The organism is Curtobacterium sp. PhB142 (assembly GCF_004341255.1).
Lineage (GTDB): Bacteria > Actinomycetota > Actinomycetes > Actinomycetales > Microbacteriaceae > Curtobacterium.
This window is the reverse complement of sequence record NZ_SLUT01000004.1, coordinates 391,783-408,883: the sequence shown is the minus strand read 5'-3', so window position 1 is coordinate 408,883 and position 17,101 is coordinate 391,783. Positions and strand designations below refer to the sequence as shown.

Below are 17,101 nucleotides of genomic sequence, written 5' to 3'. Positions count from 1 at the left end.
AGACTCCTGCGCATGATCGCTGATCTCGGGAACGAGAAGCGCGCCCTGCGAGCCGAACTCCGGCAGCGGCGGCGCACCCGGACCACGACGGAACGCGACGCGGACAGTGCGGCGCTCACCGCGACCCTGCAGCGCTTCGCCGAGGAGCGCCAGGTCACCTCGCTGGCGCTCTACCTGTCGGCGTCGGACGAGCCGAACGTCCGGCCGTTCCTGAACTGGGCGTTCGCGCACGACATCCGGGTGCTCCTGCCGGTCACGCGCGAGGACGGCCTGCTCGACTGGGCGGTCGGCGACGGTGAGAGCGAGACGGAGGGCATCTTCGGCATGCCCGAGGTCGTCGGCGAGGTCCTGTCCCCGATCGCCATCAACGACGTCGACGCGATCCTCGCCCCCGCGGCTGCGGTCGGGCACGACGGCGTCCGGATGGGATGGGGTCGCGGCTACTACGACAAGACCCTCGGGTCCATGGCGAAGCGCCCGCCCGTCTATGCTGTGATCTTCGACGCGGAGTACCTCGACGAGGTCCCGCGCGAACCCCACGACGAACCCGTCGACGGCATCATCACGCCGTCGCGCATCATCACGTTCCGGAGCTGACGTGCCCACTTACTCGTACCGTTGCACCGAGTGCGACAACGCGTTCGACATCAAGCAGTCGTTCTCCGACGCCACCCTGACCGAGTGCCCGGTGTGCGGCGGTGTCCTGCGCAAGGTGTTCTCCCCCGTCGGCGTGACGTTCAACGGCGGCGGCTTCTACCGCACCGACTCCCGCCCGGCGCCGAAGTCCGAGGGCTCGTCGAGCACGCCGGCCAAGTCGGAGACGAAGTCCACCCCGGCCAAGACCGAGTCGAAGCCGAGCACGCCGAAGCCCAGCGCCTCCTGACCACGAGCGCTCCTCGCCGATAGGTTGATGGGGTCGCCGTCCGGCGACTGTCCTCGACCGGAAGGAGTCCCGTGAAGGGCTTCAAGGAGTTCCTGCTCCGCGGCAACGTCATCGACCTGGCCGTCGCAGTCGTCATCGGTGCTGCGTTCACCGCGATCGTCACCGCGATCGTCACCAGCCTCATCAACCCCCTGATCGGCGCGGTCTTCAACGCGTCGAGCCTCGACAAGGCGCTCGTCTGGTCCATCCCGACGGTCTCCGGCGGCAACGCGGAAATCCTGTTCGGCGCGATCATCGGCGCGGTCATCAACTTCGTGATCGTCGCCGCGGTCGTGTACTTCGCCCTCGTCGTGCCCGTGAACCACCTGAAGAAGGTGGCGTTCGAGCGCGTCAAGAACGACGAGGAGCAGACCCCGCAGGACGTGCCCCCGACGGACGTCGAGGTACTGCTCGAGATCCGCGACCTGCTGCGCTCCCAGAACGGCGTCTCCACGAGCACGGGAACCGGCGCGCACATCGCCCCGAACACCGCTCCCGAGGGACCCGGCATCGGCGGCTCGACGAAGCTCTAGCAGGGTCGTCCCCGCCGAAAGCGCCGCGATCGCGCCCCTCCACGGCCATCGCGCCCCGACTCTTCGGGGCGCGATGGCCGTGGAGGGGCGCGATCGTGCGCTACCGGCCGCAGCCGGCGTCACGCCGCGGCAGGGGGCGCGTCAGGCGGCCGTGACCGCTCGCCGCTTGGCGAACATCGCCGTCGCGTACTGGATACCCGCCAGGACGTGGCCCACGGTGCCGAGGTAGACGAAGACCAGTGCGACGACCCGCACCCACGGCGCGTTCTCGTCGACGGCGTGCACGGCCGAGAACAGCAGCACCGGCAGGCCCACGAAGAGCAGCGCGGAGCGGATCTTGCCGGTCCACGTGACGTCGAGGTCCGGGTTGCCGTGGAACAGCACGCTGGACAGCACCACGAGCACCAGGTCGACGAGCACGACGACGGCGACGACCCACCACGGCAGCAGGCCGGTCAGCACGAGCGACAGCACGATCGCGATGATGGCGAGTCGGTCGGCGACGGGGTCGATCGCCTTGCCGAGCTTCGAGCCCTGGTCGAACTTGCGCGCGATGAAGCCGTCCGCCCAGTCGCTCACGCCGATGACGACGAGTGCGACCAACGCCCAGCCCGGGTGTCCGGCGACGACGAGCCACACGAAGACCGGGATCAGCAGCAGCCGGAACAGCGAGATCAGGTTCGGCCAGGTCTGCCAGTCGGGGCGCTCCCGCACGGTGTCAGTCATCGCAGGCCAGGCTACCTGCTACCAGTGGGGCGGGACGTCCGCCCGGAGACGGACATCGTTCTCGCCGGATCCGTGCCGCGCCGGCTCCGGCGCGGGGGTGGGGTCCGAGCCAGGCACCGGCTGGGTGGTGACGCGTCTGCGGCGCCGCACCGGGCCTCCCGACAGGTCGTCCGTGTCGCGTTCCGGAGACGCTAACCGGACGGGAGGCGCGGCTGACGACGCGTCGTCGGCTCGCGTCCACGTGCCCACCAGCTGGTCCGTCTCCGGCGTCACCGGACCGGCGGGCCGGGAGGCCCGCCGACTCGGCCGAGGAGTCATCGGCGTGCGGGGATCGGCGGGATCGAGATCTCCTGCGTGGCGCCACGGTCGACACCGAGCACGGCGGCGACGGTGTTCGCGACACGGTCCGGGTCGGAGAACAGCTGGAACGCGTGCACGCGGACGTAGTGCCAGCCGAGTCGGCGCAGGACCTCGGGGCGGAGGCGGAGTGACTCGCGCAGCGACCCCTTGACCAGCGACGCGTCGGTCTCGATCGTGACGCAGACCCCGCCGTGCGCGGCCACCAGGCCGAGCTTGCCGCGGTGTCCGAGCGCGACCGGGATGCCGCGCATCTCGAGTCGGCGGGCCAGGTCGACGAGCAGCGGGTCGGAGTCGTCCGGCACGTACTCGGCGGTGGTGCGCGCACGCACCTCGGCCAGGATCTCGGCGAGGGCGACGGTGCCGTGGCCCATGCGCTCGGCCTCGATGTCGGACGGCTGGAAGCACGTCACGATCACCATCGAGCGGCGCGCACGGGTCATCGCAACCGCCAGCAGCCGCTCGCCGCCGGGCTTGCCGAGCGGACCGAAGTCACGCAGGACGCGGCCGTGCGGGGTACGGCCGTAGCCGATGGAGAACACGACGCGGTCGCGGCTCTGCGCCACCGACTGCTCGAGCGTCGCCACGATGAACGGCTCTGCGCGGTCGCCGATGACGAACTCGGTCAGGTCCTTGTGGCCCTGTGCCGCGGTCAGCACGGCCTGCTCGACGCGCACGGCGTGCTTCGCCGAGGCGGTGATGACCATGAGCGACTCGCTCGGGCGGGTTCGGGCGTGGTCGATGACGAGTCGGACCACGCGGTCCACCTCGGCGTCGACGCTCTCGACGGCGCCGGACTCGGGGTCCGGCACGGCCTTGCCGTCGCTGACGTAGTCGAGCGCGATCGAGCCGTGGCCGAGGAACGACCCGGCCCACGGGAGCGACTCGATCTTGCCGCCGTAGAAGCGACGGTTCACGAGCTCGGCCAGGTCCTCGCCGCCGGCACGGTACGACCGCGAGAGCGACAGGGTCGGCAGCAGGGTGGAGAGCTTCGCCAGGGCGGAGTCGGCGTGGAAGGCGTCGAGGGTGCCCTCGTCGACCTGCAGCGCACGGTGCTCGGGGTCGACGGCGATGCGGAACGGCGACGGCGTCTGCGTGACCGGGTCACCGAAGACGACGGTCTGGCGCGCACGACGGACGGCTCCGACGGTCTCGGCGATCGTCACGGCTCCGGCGTCGACCAGGATCACGGTGTCGAACGGCATCGTGTCGGCGATCTGCGACACCTCGTACGGGCTCGCGAGCCACACGGGCGCGATCGAACGGGACAGGTGCGGTGCGGAGTCCTGGAGCAGCCGCGAGGTGATCGCACCCTCGCGCAGCTGGGTCTTCAGCGCGGTGGCCTCTTCCGGCCAGTCGACGAGTCCGACCTTCCAGTTCTCGGCGAGCTGCCACGCCAGGCCCTGGGAGACGCCGGCCGCGTGGGCGTCGTCGACGAGGCGGAAGTCGGCCTCGACCCGATCGAGCATGTCGGTGTTCGCGCCGAGCAGTGCCCGGTCGGACTCGAGCATGGTCTCGAGGGCGGACTGCCACCAGGCGAGCTCGAGCTCGGCCGGCACCTGCAGGTCCGGCACGTGCCGGTTCGCCAGGTCGGTGATGAGCGGCTCGAGCTGCAGGTCGCGCAGGGTCTGCATGAGCTCGGTGCGCTCCTGCAGGTTGTGCAGGACGTCGGACTCGGCCGCGAGCTCGGCGATGGTGGGGACGAGCTGGTCGACCGGCGTGTTCGCGAGCTGACGGTCGCGCTCGGTCCGGCCGAGCGGCTCGTCGAGGCGCGCGAGGTCCTCGGCGACGTTCGAGAACAGCACCTGCACGTCCGCGATGCCCGTGGGCACCTCGGGGTTCACGCCGGCCGCGACGTAGCGCTGCCACAGCACGCGCTGCTGCTGCACCCGGGTCAGGGCCTCGTGCAGGTCGGAGACGTGCACGCCGGGGCGGACGTACTCACGAGCGAGCTTCTTCAGGCGACGACGGTTCGTCGACGACATCGGAGCGCCCTCGCCACGCGGGGCGGTGGCAGCGACGAGCTCGGACACCGAACGGTCGAAGACCACCGGCAGGAAGCGGTCGAGGGTGTCACGGATCTCGGTGAGCAGGCGCAGGTAGATGCCGAGCTCGTTGATCGTCGTGAACTGGCGCATGTGCGTCGAGCTCACCAGGTCGTGCGCCCGGCGGAGCAGCGTCGGCAGCCCGTCGGAGTCGAGGTCCTTCGCGATGCGGTGGGCGCGCTGGGCGCCGTCGCTGGTGGAGAACTTCGCGCCGTACCAAGGCGAGTCGTCGGGGCCGTAGCGGAACTCACCGAGGTTGGCCGCGCTGACCATCGTCTCGGCGACGCGCGAACGACCCTCGACCATGGACGCCACGGACTGCTTCGACAGCCGCGCGGTCGTCGACGGCGGGACCGGCAGGAGCGACAGGCGCGAGAGCTCGACCAGGCAGTCGAGCACCGAGACGCCGAAGTCGGCGTCCTTGCGGGTGAGCGAACCGCGGTAGTCCTTCAGCACCTTGCGGAGCCGGACCAGGGCGTCGTCGACCTCGCGCAGGTTCGGACGGGCCGCTTTCTCGTTCCGGGCGATGGCACGGACGACGTCACGGCGCAGGGTCGACGGTGTGACCGCGACGCCGGGCAGCTGGACCTCGCCGAAGCGCGCCGCGATGCCCCGCAGGGTCGCACGGCGCGGGCTCACCACGAGGACGCGCTTGTTCGCGGCGACCAGGCCACCCAGGGCGTTCACGATCGTCTGGGTGCCGCCGGTGCCGGGCAGGGTCTTGACGACGATGGAGTTGCCGGCCGCGATCTGCGCGATCACGTTCTCCTGCTCGTCGTCGGCGTCGAGCAGCAGCGTGTCGGTCTCCGGGCTGCGCTCGTCCGACGGGGTCTGCTCGACCGGGTGGTACGACTGCTCGACCTGCCACTTGGCGCTCGGGTTGCCGGCCAGGGCGTCGAGCACGGGGTGGGACAGGTCGCCGGTGTCCTCGACCAGACCGGTCGCGACCTCGGCGAACGTGGAGACCACGAGCCGGGCGTGCACGGAGAAGCCGGGGATGTGCGCGGTCAGGCCACGCAGGCGGTCGATGACGGGGTTCGGGGTGAATGAGCCGTCCTGCTGCGCGAGTGCCACGAAGGACTGCGCGTCGAGGATGACGCCGAACTGCTCGTGCAGGGCGTCGGCGAGACCCGGGTTGAGCACCGGTTCGCCGAGGAGCCGGACCTCGAAGTCACGGCCGTGGCGGCGGATCGCCAGCGGGCGCAGGAGCACCGGGCCGCGGAACTGCTCGTCGCCGTGCTTCCAGTCGGCCATGCCGATGCCGAGCTTCACGGCGTCGATCCCGCGCACGGTGGCGAGCTCGGTGCCCTTCGCCTCGACCTGGCCGGCGGCGACGCGGGCCGCACGGAGCGCCACCTCGTCGCGGATCAGGCTGGACAGCAGGGTGGTCTTGCCGGTGATGAACTGGGCGAGTCCGCCCGGGTGCGTCGTCGACAGCTCGATGCGCGCGCGGGGGTGGTCGCTGAAGTGGGTGAGCGGGCTCGTGCCACCGACGCCGGTCAGCTGGCCGCGCCAGCCGTCCCACGTCGGTTCGGCCGCGTTGCCCGCCTGCAGCCGGGGGTCGCCGAGGCTGATCGCCTGCGGGCTGGTCAGCTGCAGTTCCGGGCGGAGCGTGCGGTCCGGTTCGTCGTCGGTCCGGTCCTCGTCCACGTCCTGCTGCTCGTCTCGGTCGTCTCGCTCGTCGCGGTGGTCGCGCTGACCGCGGTCGTCTCGCTCGTCATCCGGGCGCTCGTGGGCACCCTCGACGGGGACGTCGTCGTTCACGTCGTCCTCACCGTCGGTCACCCTGTCCGCTCGCCACACATCCGACACTGTAGGCGGGAACGAGCGCCCTCTCTGGCAATGAACCGAGGTTTCGGGGTTTCCGGTACACGGTGAAGCGCTCAGGGTCCGCGCCCGACGCGTCCGATGTGGTACCAACGGGGCATGGCCATCGACGACCGCACCACCCCGTCCGCCCCCACGCCGAACCGGCGTCGATCGGTCCCCGCCGAGATCTCCCGCTCGTGGCTGCTCGTCTCCGGCACCGCGACCGACCGGTTCGAGAAGTCACAGCGGTCCCGCGCCGACCAGATCATCCTGGACATCGAGGACGCCGTCGACCCCGCCGCCAAGCCCTCGGCTCGGCAGGGCGTCGCCGCGTGGCTGGCCGGAGGCGGCGAGGCCTGGGTCCGGATCAACGACGTCACGACCGACTTCTGGGCCGACGACGTCGAAGAACTCCGCGGCCTGCCCGGACTGCAGGGCGTGATGCTCGCGAAGACCGAGTCCCCGGCCCAGGTCACCGACACGTGGCACCGGCTCGGCGGCCAGACCCCGGTGATCGCCCTGGTCGAGTCGGCGCTCGGCATCGAGGAGTCCGTCTCGATCGCGCGGGCGCAGGGCGCGTTCCGGCTGGCGTTCGGCTCCGGCGACTACCGCCGCGACACCGGCACGAGCGCCGACACCCTGGCGATGGCGTACCCGCGGTCGAAGCTCGTCGTCGCCTCGCGCGTCGGCGACCTGCCCGGCCCGATCGACGGCCCGACGGTGGGGTCGTCGCACCCGATCCTGCGCGAGCAGTCCCAGGTCGCGGTGTCGCTCGGCCTGACCGGCAAGCTCTGCCTGGACACCGAGCAGCTGCCCGTCATCAACGAGGTCATCTCCCCCACGCCGACCGACGTCGCCTGGGCGCAGGACTTCCTCGACGACTTCGAGGCCCGCGGCAAGGTCATCCGCGACGGTTCCGACCTGCCCCGCCTGGGTCGGGCGCAGAAGATCCAGCGGCTCGCACAGGCGTTCGGCGTCGAAGCGCGGTAGGACTGCTCCCATGACCTGGTCCAACGTCCCCGGCGGTCCGCCGCACTCCTCGCCCGGCCCCCAGGACCCGCAGCGCGCGGCCTGGGAGCGCAGCGGCACCACGTTGTTCCCGCCGGCGAAGCTCGCCGACCGGATCTCCACCGTGCTGTTGCTGGCCTTCGGTGCCGTGATGACCATCGTCACCGCCGTCGTCGGCATCATCGCGGTCATCTCGGCGACCGCGACCTGCGATGCCTCGGCCGGGTGCTCGCCCGGCGGGTACATCGGCGGCACGGCCATCGCGGTCGGCGGCGCGTTCGTGATCGGCGTCGCCACGATCGTGCTGGCGATCGGCGCGTGGATCCGTCGGAAGTCGTCGTGGTGGATCGCCGCGGTCGGCTTCGTGCTCGCGATCGCCGTCATCACGTGGGGTGGGGTCGTCTTCGCGAACGCCGCCGACGACGAGACCGCGTCGTCCTCGGTGTCCGCGAGCGCCTAGCGCCGTCGCGCACCACTTCTCCGACAGGACACGAGGTGATCACCTCGTGTCCTGTCGCGTCGTGCGTGCGCACAGTGCGCGGGTCCGACAGGGCGTAGCGTCCACGGCATGGTGACGGTGTCGCGGACGACGGTCGCGGTGGTCGGTGGTGGCCCCGCCGGTGTCGTCCTCGGCCTGCTGCTCGCCCGGGCCGGCATCGCCGTGCGCGTCATCGAACAGCACGACGACTTCAACCGGGACTTCCGGGGCGACACCGTGCACGCCTCGACGATCCGGCTGCTCGACGAGCTCGGCCTCGGCGACCGCTTCCGGGCCCTGCCGCAGTCACGGCTCGACGACTTCTCCCTGCCCATGCCCGACGGGTCACGGCTGCTGCTCGGCGACTTCTCGCGGCTCGATCCCCCGTACGACCACGTGGCGATGGTGCCGCAGTGGGACCTGCTCGACCTGCTCGTGACCGCTGCCCGGCAGGAACCGTCGTTCGACATCGCGATGGGCCGCACGGCGACCGGGCTCATCGAGGAGAACGGCGTGGTCACCGGGGTCCACCTCCGCTCGCGCGACGGCAGCGGCGAACCCGAGGAACTCCGCGCCGACGTCGTGATCGCGTGCGACGGACGGAACTCGGTCCTGCGCCGGGCGGCGGGGCTCGTGCCACGGGCGTTCCCGGTGCCGTTCGACACCTGGTGGTTCCGGCTCCCCCGGCGGCCGGGAGACGCGGCGAGCGCCCTGACCCCCGCGTTCTCGGGCAACGACGTGCTGCTGAGCTTCCCGCGGCCCGACTACCACCAGGTCGCGTACTTCGCCCCGAAGGGCTCGGACGCGGCGCTGCGAGCTGAGGGGATCGACGCCTTCCGGGAGCGGGTGGCCCGGCTCCGTCCGGACTTCGCCGACCGGGTCGACACGATCGGGTCGATGGACGACGTGCACGTGCTCGACGTCCGGATGGACCGGTTGCGGCGGTGGTGGCGGCCGGGGCTGCTGTGCATCGGCGACGCGGCGCACGCGATGTCGCCCGCGGGCGGGGTGGGGATCAACCTGGCGGTGCAGGACGCCGCGGCGACGGCGGCGATCCTGGTTCCGTCGTTGCGGCACGGGCTCCGAGGTGCGGGGCTGGACGGTGCGCTGGCCGCGGTGCAGCGTCGTCGGAGGCCGCCGGCAGTCATCGTCCAGTCGGCGCAGGCCGTACTGCACCGCGTCGTGTTCGAGCGGGCGTTCGCCGGACAGCTGCAGGACGGGCCACCACTGCTGCCCGTGCTGCTCGCCCGGTACGTGCCGCCGTCACGCGGCCTCTACGCCCGGGGCATCGCGTTCGGGCCGCTTCCGGAGCACGCGCCGAGCTGGGCGCGGCGCTGAACGGAGCGGGCGCGGTGGACGGGACCGGACGGCGGACGGGAGGCGCGGGGCGGGGCCGCCACGGGCCTCCCGGTCGGCGGGTGGTCACCACCACTGCGCGACGCACCCTGTGCGCGACTGCGCACCCCCGGCGCATGCTGGGGCCATGAAGCAACGAGTCATCGGAGACGTGTCGGTCAGCGCCATCGGTCTGGGCGGGATGCCCATGTCGATCGAGGGGCGCCCCGACGAACGACAGTCCATCGCGACCATCCACGCCGCGCTCGAGAACGGTGTCACGCTCATCGACACCGCGGACGCGTACCACCTGGCCGCCCACGACGAGGTGGGGCACAACGAGGAGCTCATCGCCCGGGCGGTCCGCGAGTTCCACGGCGACACCGAGTCGATCCTCATCGCCACGAAGGGCGGACACCTGCGACCGGAAGCTGGCGCCTGGGCGCAGAACGGCCACCCGGAGTACCTGAAGCAGGCGGCGAAGGCGTCGGCGAAGCGCCTCGGCGTCGAGGCGATCGGCCTGTACCAGTTCCACCGTCCGGACCCCGCTGTCCCGTACGCCGAATCCGTCGGCGCGCTCGGCGAGCTGCTCGACGAGGGCGTCATCCGGATGGCCGGCATCTCGAACGCGGACCCCGACCAGATCCGGACGGCGAACGAGGTCCTCGACGGACGACTCGCCTCGGTGCAGAACCAGTTCTCGCCGAAGTTCCGGTCGAGCGAGCCGGAACTCGAGCTCTGCGACGAGCTCGGGATCGCGTTCCTGCCGTGGAGCCCGCTCGGTGGCATCGCGAACGCCGCCGACCTCGGCACCGCCTACGAGGACTTCGCGTACATCGCACGCGACCGTGGCGTGACCCCGCAGGTCATCGCGCTCGCGTGGGAGCTGCAGAAGAGCGACGTGGTCGTCCCGATCCCCGGGGCGTCGCGGCCGCAGTCGATCCTCAACTCGCTGACCGCACCGACCGTGAAGCTGCGGCCGGAGGACGTCGCCCGTCTGGACGCGTCGCAGCCGGCGGCCGTCTGAGGCAACCCCTGACGACGACGCCCCGCAGTTCCGGTCGGAGCTGCGGGGCGTCGTGGTGTCGGGGCCGGGTGTCGCGACTAGTTGCTCGGGCAGACCGCCGAGACCTCGTTGAGCGAGGACTGCACGTCGGTCTGGGCGTCCTTCGCCTCGGCGGAGTCGCTCGAGCCGCTGGAGGTGAGCGCCGAGGCGTACTCCTTCGCGTCCTCGGTGAAGTCCTCGAAGGCGTCGTGGACGTCGTCGTTGGTGACCTTCGGCAGCGCGGCGTCGAGACGGTCGGTGAACTCGCCGACCAGCTTCGCCCGTGCTGCGGGGTCCGCCGGCGCCGAGGACGACGTCTGCTCGGCGATGAACGACTTGAGCTCGTTCTCGACCAGGGCGCACGCCTCGGTCTTGGTCTGTGCGGGAGCGGCGGCCGAGGTCTTCGACGGGGCGGACGTCTTCGACGTCTCCGCCGAGGCGCCGTCGTCGGACGAGCCGCCGTGGTTGGACGAGCCGCCGGAGCAGCCCGCCAGCAGCGCTACGGCGACGAGCGCCGTGGTCACCGCGGTGAGGGTGCGGCGCATCAGGAGTTGCACTCCTTCTGGAAGGCGTTGCCGGCGTCCTGCACCTTGGTGCTGGACTTCGTGAGCGCCGAGACGTCGGCCGACTGCGGGTCCTTCGCGATGTCCTCGATCTGGTCGACGAGGTCGCCGTAGGCGTCCTCGAACGCCTCGCCCTTGTCCTGCAGGGCGTCGTCGGACAGGTCGTCGACGCCGTCGGAGATCTTCTCGTCGAGCTCCTTGAGCTTCGTGACGGCGGCGTCCGGGTCGGACTGCAGGTTCGCGGCTTCGGACTGCACGCCCTCGGCGGCGGACTTGACCGTCTTCTCGAACTGGGTGCACTGGTCGGCCTTCGACGGCCCGGTCGAGCAACCGGCGAGCAGGGTGAGCGCGAGGCCAGCGGTGGCGAGCGCGATGAACTTGTTCTTCGGCATGGTGGAGAGTCCCCCTCGATCGGTCCGCACTCCCCCGGATGAGGTGCAGATCCGTCATCGAGCGTACATGGGGCACTCACAGGATGACCGGCCGCCCGGCGTACCGTCGAGGGCATGCGCGCCATCACGTTCGACGACACCACCATGTCCGTGACCGATCTGCCCGACCCGGTGCCCGCCGCGGGCGAGGTTCTCATCGAGGTCGCCGCCGCCGGGGTGAACAACGCCGACCTGCAGCAGCGCGCGGGGAACTACCCGCCGCCGCCCGGAGCCTCGGAGATCCTCGGGCTCGAGGTCTCCGGCACCGTCCGGGCTCTCGGCGACGGGGTGACCTCGGTGGCCGTCGGCGACCGCGTGTGCGCCCTGCTGTCCGGCGGCGGCTACGCCTCGCTCGTCGTGGCTCCCGCGACGCAAGTGCTGCCGGTCCCCGACACGGTCGACCTGGTCGAGGCCGCCGGCCTGCCCGAGGCCGCCTGCACCGTGTACTCGAACATCGGCATGCTCGCCGGACTCCGCCCCGGGCAGACGCTGCTCGTGCACGGTGGCACCGGCGGCATGGGCTCGCACGCCGTCCTGTGGGCGAAGGCCCTCGGTGCCACGGTGATCGCGACGAGCGGTGGCGACCGCAAGGTCCAGGCGTCGCGTGACCTGGGTGCCGATCTGGTGGTCGACCACCGCACCGAGGACTTCGTGGAGCGCGTCCTGGCGTTCACGGACGGCGTCGGGGTCGACGTGGTGCTCGACGTCGTCGGACCGTCGTACCTGCAGCGGAACCTGCAGGCCCTCGCACCCAACGGGCACATCGCCGTCATCGCCTCGGGCAGCGGCAGCACCGCCGAGCTCGACCTCGGCGCGCTGATGCGGAAGCGGGCGTCGATCAGCGGGACGACCCTGCGCGCCCGGCCGCTCGCCGAGAAGGCCGCGATCGTCGCCGCCGTCCGTGAGCACGTCTGGCCCTTCGTCGCCGACGGCAGCGTCCGCCCGGTGATCGACACCGTCCTGCCGCTCGCCGAGGTCGAGGAGGCGCACCGGAAGGTCCGCGACGGCGAGGTCGTCGGGAAGGTGCTGCTGACGCCCTAGGCGTGGACGCGGGAGAGGAACTCGATCAGCGCCGGGTGCTGCGGGGCGTTCAGGACCTCGGCGGGGACGCCCTGCTCGACGACCTCGCCCCGGTGCAGGAAGACGATCCGGTCGGCCACGTTCCGCGCGAAGTGCATCTCGTGCGTGGTCATCAGGATCGTCGAGCCCTGCCGCTTCAGCTCGGTGACCAGGTCGAGCACCTCGCCGACGAGCTGGGGGTCGAGGGCGCTCGTGACCTCGTCGAGCAGCAGGAGCTCGGGGTCGGACGCGATCGCCCGGACGATGGCCACGCGCTGCTGCTGGCCGCCGGAGAGCCGATCCGGGTAGGCATCGGCGAACTCCGCGAGCCCGATCCGTTCGAGCAGCCGACGCGCGGTCGCCTCCGCCTCGGCCCTGCCGACGCCGTGCACCTGCCGCGAGGCGAGCGTCACGTTGTCGAGCACGCGCATGTGCGGGAACAGGTTGAACTGCTGGAAGACCACGCCGATCCGCGCCCGGACGCCGTCGACCGCGACGCGGGGATCGGCGATGTCGGTCCCCTGCAGCAGGATCTCGCCGTCGTCGATGCCCTCGAGCAGGTTCACCGTCTTGAGCAGGGTCGACTTGCCCGAGCCGGACGCCCCGATGACGCAGATGACCTCGTGGCGGTGCAGCGTCAGGTCGATGCCGCGCAGGACCTCGTGCTCGCCGAAGGCCTTGCGCAACCCGCGCAGCTCGAGGACCGCAGCGTCCGCACCCGACGCACCGCGGGCCTCCTGGCCGACCTCGCTCATACGGTCCCTCCGATCTGCTCACGCCGCTGCTGGCGGCGCGCGATCGCGTCCGTGACGCGGATCAGCGGCAGGCTGATCACCACGAACAGCAGCCCCGCGACGAAGTACGGCGTGAAGTTGTAGGTCTCCGCCTGCGCGATCTGCGCCGAACGGACCGCGTCGACGGCGCCGAGGATCGACACCAGGCCGACGTCCTTCTGCATCGAGACGAAGTCGTTCATCAGTGCCGGCGTGACCTTGCGGATCGCCTGCGGCAGCACCACGAGCCGCAGCGTCTTGGCGTGCGAGAGCCCGAGCGACCGCGCGGCCAGACGTTGCGAGGGGTGCACGGCCTCCATGCCGGCACGCAGGACCTCGGCGATGTACGACGAGTACGTCAGGACGATCGCGATGGTGCCCCAGACCTCGGCGGGCAACCGCGGGAACACCCCGAGACCGGGGATCCCGTAGCCGACCAGGTACAGCACGATGATGAGCGGCAGGCCGCGGAACAGGTCCGTGTAGCCGGTCGCGAGCATCCGCAGCGGGAAGAAGACCGGGTTCCGCAGCCCCCGCACCACTGCGAGCAGGGTGCCGAACACGGCGACGCCGATGGCGCTGAAGAACAGGATCCGGACGTTCAGCCAGAGGCCCAGCAGGATGTCCGGGAACGTGTCGATCGCGGTCTGCGGGTCGAAGAACGACTGCTGGACCGCTGCCCAGCCGGGGGTGTTCACGACGCCGAAGTAGGCGATCGCGATCACCAGGAGCGTCGACACCACCGACACCACGATCGACCGGCGTCCGCGCTGCCGACGGTAGAGCCGCCGCTCGGCCTCGACCTGGCTCGGCGCGGCTGCGGCGCCCCGGGTACCGGCGCCTGCTGGCACGGTCATGCGGTTACTTCAGGACCGGGGTGTTGGTCTCCGAGGAGAGCCACTTGGTCTGCAGGTCCTCGAGCGTGCCGTCGTCCGTCAGCGACTTGAGCGCCTTGTCCACCTTGCTCGTGAGCTCCGAGCCCTTCGGCAGGACGAAACCGAACTGGTCGCCCTTGCCGTCGGACGGGAACTGCGCCGACACCGTGCCGTCGTCGAGCTGCGCTGCCGCCATGTAGAACGCCGTCGGCAGGTCGGTGACGATCGCGTCGATCTGGCCCGACTTCAGTGCGAGCACGGCGTCATCGTTCGAGTTGAAGACCTGCGGGGTGATCCCGAGCACGCTCTTCACGCTGGCGATCGACGTGGACCCGGTGGCGACGCCGATCGCGTCCTTCTTGAGGGCGGCGATGCTCGTGTCGTCGACGGCCTTCGAGGTGCTGGTCGTCACCACGGCCTGCGTGGTCGTGTAGTACGCGCTCGACATGTCGACGGCCTTCTTGCGCTTGGCGTCGATCGAGAACTGCTGGACGTTGAGATCCCAGTCCTTCGGGCCCGGTGCGATCGCGCTGTCGAAGGTGCTGCGCTTCCACACGACGTCGGACTTGGCGTAGCCCATCTCCTTCGCGACCGCGTACGCGACGGCGGACTCGAAGCCCTTGCCGGACTCCGGCTTGTTGTCCTCGATCCACGGCGAGTACGCCGGCTCACCGGTGGCGACCGTCAGCTTGCCGTCGGTGACGGTGCCGTCTTCGTTGCTGCCGCTGCCGGCGGCGCACGACGTCAGGGCGAGGGCGGCGACCGCGGCTGTTGCGACGGCGAGGGTGAGGCGGAGGGATCGGGTCACGGTCGGGCCTTCGTGCGAGGGGGGGGGTGGGGGCAGGTCGAAGTGTACTTCGCGGTGGGATACCAACGCGACTCCGGGTGCCCCTCGTGACCCGGTCTCGTGTCACACACCAGTCGACGGGTCGACGTCTGGCTGGTAATCTGGCGACGCGGGCTGAACCGAGCGCATGCTCGGCTGAGGTCTGAGATCAAGGGGCGTCCCAGCACGGGGCGCCCCCTTTCTGCGCTCTGGACGTCCTCCGCCCGCTCTGTCCCGCAGACCGACGACAGCCTCGCGCCGAGCGCACCAGGCGATCCGCCGAGATTTGCAGTCACAGCCGGTCGGGCATCAGCCTCCGATGCCGACCCAACGTCGACGACGCGGGAGGTCACGGCAACGACTTCTCGTCCGGCCAGGAGACGGGTTGCCGAGATCGCTGTCGCCGTGCAGTATGTGTTAATCCGGTAAAACTTCACCGGCTACTCAAGGGTGAGAGATGACCAAGAAGAACACATTTTCTGCTGTCCTCGTGTCGACCGCAGTCGCGGCTTCAGTGCTGGCACCCGCCGTCCCGGCGCATGCAAGCAGTGAACGCCTACGGACCTCGATCCCGCCACACGTCGTGGTCGATGGGAGCTTTGATCCCGACAGTGAGGTCGTGATGGTCGGCGACGGCCCCACGACCCAGTCCGGTAATTGCAAGGACCGCGCCTTCACGGTGCTACCGGTCATGGGCCAGTCCGTCAACGGCTGCAACGTGATCGGCTGGAACGCCGCAGCGCGGGCCCCGTACAAGTGGTATAAGCACATGGGTACCACCAACCCCTGCATCTGGGGCAAAGGGTTCAACTCCAAGCACGCACCCACCTGGACGGCGATCGGCTGTGGCTCGGGGCAGACGAAGACCGTTCCGTGGGGCAATGTTGCCGGCACCAAGAAGATGAAGGGGCTCACCGCGGTCGGCTGGGCCGGCGTGCAGTGGCAGTGACACGGCACAGCATGCGGCGACGCGGGCTCGGGGTCATCGCCTCGAGCTGCGTCGCCGCAGCTCTTCTGTCGGGTTGCGCATCCGGCGAACTCCGAGCGGCTCCTTCCGGCCCGGCGTCCCGGCCCGACGAGCCTGCGCTCGACGTGGCTTCGATGCAGTCAATCGCTGATCAGCTCCGCGATTCCGTGCCGTGCGAAGACGCCGACGCGTTGCTCGATGACCTTTCCTTCTGGGACGCAATGCGGGGATTCGATTGCTTCAACGGTGGTGATGCAACGTTCGTCCGCGCCTACGCTCACACCGCGTCCGTTCCTCAGACGCTTGAGGACTGGGCCGACACGTTCAACGGGGAACGTGCCGTCGCTCGCGGTGAGAACTGGTACGTGATCGGACCACCTGCCATCGTCGCGGCGTTGGACGCTCCTCCAGACGCGCCGAAGATCGCCGGGGATGCCGGGTCCCCCACGAAGCTGACAGCGGAGCAGGAGTACCTCACCACCTGCACGCAGTTCGTCGCGAGCGAGGGAGAACGATACGTGAACCATCCGGGTGAGCGCAACGAGACAGCGGCCCAGTACGACAGGTTGTTCCCGGCCGTCACTGCCGAAGTGCACAGAGCAGTCGACAGCCTCGGCAGGGACCGCATCCGCAAGGTCCCGGACACGGAGCGATGGGCAGCAGCGCTCTCACCGATCGGTCCTCGCCTCAAGGCGAAGTGCGCGACCGCGTACGAGAAGGTGGCCGCCACCGTGAGTCCAGTCGAGGGAAGCCCGTGACGAGCACGTCCAGGCCTGCTTCGGAGCGCACCGCGGTCGCGACCACCGGAACGATCGCATCACTCAGCAGCACCGTCCTGTCCGTCGACAACCTGCTCGGCTTCGGTGGCTCCCACCTGTTCGGCTTCGGCGCGACGGCGCTCTTCGTCGCGTTGGCCTTGCTCGCTGGATCGGCCTGCATGGTGTTCGCGGTGCGTGCACGTGATCTCGCACCCGGCATCGCCGCCGCATCCGTGGCGGGGTTCGTCGTGACACAGTCGCCGGCTCTCGGCACCGATCTGTGGCTCCCGCTGTCGACCGCGTTGCACGCGCTCGTGCCACTGGCGTTTGCGGCCTCCGCGCTCGTCACATGGAGCAGATCTCCGCTGAAGGTGCTGCGCGTGGGGTCGTCGCTCACGGCGATCCTGGCGGTGTCGTGGGCAGTGGGCGGGTTCGTGCCGCTGTGGCTCGAGTTGTTCCTTGCCCTGCAGGCGGCAACGCTGCTCGCAACCACGGCCCTCTTGGCCGGCCCGTTGCTTCCACGTGCTGCTGGCTTCGTGCGGAACATCTGGGACAACGCAGCAATCCGCTGACCAACCCTCGCCACTCGAC

General features: G+C 70.5%; 18 protein-coding genes. 11 read left to right on the top strand and 7 right to left on the bottom strand.

Annotated elements, in window-relative coordinates:
- Window positions 1–12 precede the first annotated feature (12 nt).
- The 3 genes from EDF31_RS10695 (at window position 13) to mscL (ending at window position 1,455) form a co-directional block, all read left to right on the top strand.
- Window positions 13–597 carry a 5-formyltetrahydrofolate cyclo-ligase gene (locus tag EDF31_RS10695; RefSeq protein ID WP_123293363.1) on the top strand — a complete coding sequence of 195 codons (585 nt, stop codon included), beginning with the start codon at window positions 13–15 and terminating at the stop codon, window positions 595–597.
- 1 nt (window position 598) lies between these two features.
- Window positions 599–883 (top strand): FmdB family zinc ribbon protein, encoded by a 285-nt coding sequence (locus EDF31_RS10690; RefSeq protein WP_123293362.1) that lies wholly within the window; start codon window positions 599–601, stop codon window positions 881–883.
- Between the two features lie 71 nt (window positions 884–954).
- Window positions 955–1,455 carry a large conductance mechanosensitive channel protein MscL gene (mscL, locus tag EDF31_RS10685; protein WP_131846100.1) on the top strand — a complete coding sequence of 167 codons (501 nt, stop codon included), beginning with the start codon at window positions 955–957 and terminating at the stop codon, window positions 1,453–1,455.
- 141 nt (window positions 1,456–1,596) lie between these two features.
- On the opposite strand, the gene EDF31_RS10680 is transcribed toward mscL, so the two are convergent.
- Window positions 1,597–2,181 (bottom strand): CDP-alcohol phosphatidyltransferase family protein, encoded by a 585-nt coding sequence (locus tag EDF31_RS10680; RefSeq protein WP_123936808.1) that lies wholly within the window; start codon window positions 2,179–2,181, stop codon window positions 1,597–1,599.
- 314 nt (window positions 2,182–2,495) lie between these two features.
- Window positions 2,496–6,368 (bottom strand): ATP-binding protein, encoded by a 3,873-nt coding sequence (locus EDF31_RS10675; protein ID WP_131846099.1) that lies wholly within the window; start codon window positions 6,366–6,368, stop codon window positions 2,496–2,498.
- Window positions 6,369–6,509: 141 nt separating this feature from the next.
- Between EDF31_RS10675 and EDF31_RS10670 the strand changes: the two genes are divergently transcribed.
- The 4 genes from EDF31_RS10670 to EDF31_RS10655 all read left to right on the top strand — a co-directional run bounded on the left by EDF31_RS10670 (window position 6,510) and on the right by EDF31_RS10655 (window position 10,240).
- Window positions 6,510–7,382 carry a CoA ester lyase gene (locus tag EDF31_RS10670; protein ID WP_111086303.1) on the top strand — a complete coding sequence of 291 codons (873 nt, stop codon included), beginning with the start codon at window positions 6,510–6,512 and terminating at the stop codon, window positions 7,380–7,382.
- A gap of 10 nt (window positions 7,383–7,392) precedes the next feature.
- Window positions 7,393–7,860 (top strand): DUF6264 family protein, encoded by a 468-nt coding sequence (locus EDF31_RS10665; protein ID WP_131846098.1) that lies wholly within the window; start codon window positions 7,393–7,395, stop codon window positions 7,858–7,860.
- Between the two features lie 108 nt (window positions 7,861–7,968).
- Window positions 7,969–9,216 carry an FAD-dependent oxidoreductase gene (locus EDF31_RS10660; RefSeq protein ID WP_131846097.1) on the top strand — a complete coding sequence of 416 codons (1,248 nt, stop codon included), beginning with the start codon at window positions 7,969–7,971 and terminating at the stop codon, window positions 9,214–9,216.
- A gap of 145 nt (window positions 9,217–9,361) precedes the next feature.
- On the top strand, window positions 9,362–10,240 hold the full coding sequence (locus tag EDF31_RS10655; protein ID WP_123312106.1) for an aldo/keto reductase: 879 nt from the start codon (window positions 9,362–9,364) through the stop codon (window positions 10,238–10,240).
- Window positions 10,241–10,317: 77 nt separating this feature from the next.
- On the opposite strand, the gene EDF31_RS10650 is transcribed toward EDF31_RS10655, so the two are convergent.
- Both EDF31_RS10650 and EDF31_RS10645 read right to left on the bottom strand, forming a co-directional pair.
- Entirely contained in the window at window positions 10,318–10,803 is a 486-nt protein-coding gene (locus EDF31_RS10650; protein ID WP_131846096.1) for a hypothetical protein, read from the bottom strand.
- Window positions 10,803–11,213: a hypothetical protein gene (locus tag EDF31_RS10645; RefSeq protein WP_123936814.1), complete on the bottom strand. Its 411-nt coding sequence runs from the start codon at window positions 11,211–11,213 to the stop codon at window positions 10,803–10,805. Before EDF31_RS10645 ends, EDF31_RS10650 begins: the two co-directional genes overlap by 1 nt.
- Before the next feature lie 114 nt (window positions 11,214–11,327).
- Here EDF31_RS10645 and EDF31_RS10640 point away from each other — a divergent pair, with 114 nt between their 5' ends.
- Window positions 11,328–12,293: an NAD(P)H-quinone oxidoreductase gene (locus tag EDF31_RS10640; RefSeq protein WP_131846095.1), complete on the top strand. Its 966-nt coding sequence runs from the start codon at window positions 11,328–11,330 to the stop codon at window positions 12,291–12,293.
- Here the strand turns inward: EDF31_RS10640 and EDF31_RS10635 are convergent.
- The 3 genes from EDF31_RS10635 to EDF31_RS10625 are packed head-to-tail and all read right to left on the bottom strand — an operon-like array spanning window position 12,290 to window position 14,767.
- On the bottom strand, window positions 12,290–13,066 hold the full coding sequence (locus EDF31_RS10635) for an amino acid ABC transporter ATP-binding protein (RefSeq protein WP_131846094.1): 777 nt from the start codon (window positions 13,064–13,066) through the stop codon (window positions 12,290–12,292). The two genes, EDF31_RS10640 and EDF31_RS10635, sit on opposite strands and share 4 nt — an antisense overlap.
- Window positions 13,063–13,941, bottom strand: coding sequence for an amino acid ABC transporter permease (locus EDF31_RS10630; RefSeq protein WP_131846093.1), 879 nt, complete (start codon window positions 13,939–13,941; stop codon window positions 13,063–13,065). The genes EDF31_RS10635 and EDF31_RS10630 overlap by 4 nt, the downstream gene beginning before the upstream one ends.
- Window positions 13,942–13,945: 4 nt before the next feature.
- Entirely contained in the window at window positions 13,946–14,767 is an 822-nt protein-coding gene (locus EDF31_RS10625) for an ABC transporter substrate-binding protein (protein ID WP_123293348.1), read from the bottom strand.
- A gap of 475 nt (window positions 14,768–15,242) precedes the next feature.
- Between EDF31_RS10625 and EDF31_RS10620 the strand changes: the two genes are divergently transcribed.
- The 3 genes from EDF31_RS10620 to EDF31_RS10610 all read left to right on the top strand — a co-directional run bounded on the left by EDF31_RS10620 (window position 15,243) and on the right by EDF31_RS10610 (window position 17,082).
- Window positions 15,243–15,734, top strand: a complete 492-nt coding sequence (locus EDF31_RS10620; RefSeq protein WP_131846092.1) for a hypothetical protein — start codon at window positions 15,243–15,245, stop codon at window positions 15,732–15,734.
- A 143-nt stretch (window positions 15,735–15,877) separates the two neighbouring features.
- Window positions 15,878–16,510, top strand: a complete 633-nt coding sequence (locus tag EDF31_RS10615; RefSeq protein ID WP_131846091.1) for a hypothetical protein — start codon at window positions 15,878–15,880, stop codon at window positions 16,508–16,510.
- Complete coding sequence (locus tag EDF31_RS10610; RefSeq protein WP_131846090.1) at window positions 16,507–17,082, top strand: hypothetical protein; 576 nt, start codon at window positions 16,507–16,509, stop codon at window positions 17,080–17,082. The genes EDF31_RS10615 and EDF31_RS10610 overlap by 4 nt, the downstream gene beginning before the upstream one ends.
- Window positions 17,083–17,101 lie beyond the last annotated feature (19 nt).

Coding starts and splice junctions, on each gene's coding strand:
- EDF31_RS10620 (WP_131846092.1), top strand. CDS start 15,243: ATGACCAAGAAGAACACATTTTCTGCTGTCCTCGTGTCGACCGCAGTC.
- EDF31_RS10635 (WP_131846094.1), bottom strand. CDS start 13,066: ATGAGCGAGGTCGGCCAGGAGGCCCGCGGTGCGTCGGGTGCGGACGCT.
- EDF31_RS10695 (WP_123293363.1), top strand. CDS start 13: ATGATCGCTGATCTCGGGAACGAGAAGCGCGCCCTGCGAGCCGAACTC.
- EDF31_RS10660 (WP_131846097.1), top strand. CDS start 7,969: ATGGTGACGGTGTCGCGGACGACGGTCGCGGTGGTCGGTGGTGGCCCC.
- EDF31_RS10650 (WP_131846096.1), bottom strand. CDS start 10,803: ATGCGCCGCACCCTCACCGCGGTGACCACGGCGCTCGTCGCCGTAGCG.
- EDF31_RS10645 (WP_123936814.1), bottom strand. CDS start 11,213: ATGCCGAAGAACAAGTTCATCGCGCTCGCCACCGCTGGCCTCGCGCTC.
- EDF31_RS10680 (WP_123936808.1), bottom strand. CDS start 2,181: ATGACTGACACCGTGCGGGAGCGCCCCGACTGGCAGACCTGGCCGAAC.
- EDF31_RS10665 (WP_131846098.1), top strand. CDS start 7,393: ATGACCTGGTCCAACGTCCCCGGCGGTCCGCCGCACTCCTCGCCCGGC.
- EDF31_RS10640 (WP_131846095.1), top strand. CDS start 11,328: ATGCGCGCCATCACGTTCGACGACACCACCATGTCCGTGACCGATCTG.
- EDF31_RS10670 (WP_111086303.1), top strand. CDS start 6,510: ATGGCCATCGACGACCGCACCACCCCGTCCGCCCCCACGCCGAACCGG.
- EDF31_RS10630 (WP_131846093.1), bottom strand. CDS start 13,941: ATGACCGTGCCAGCAGGCGCCGGTACCCGGGGCGCCGCAGCCGCGCCG.
- EDF31_RS10655 (WP_123312106.1), top strand. CDS start 9,362: ATGAAGCAACGAGTCATCGGAGACGTGTCGGTCAGCGCCATCGGTCTG.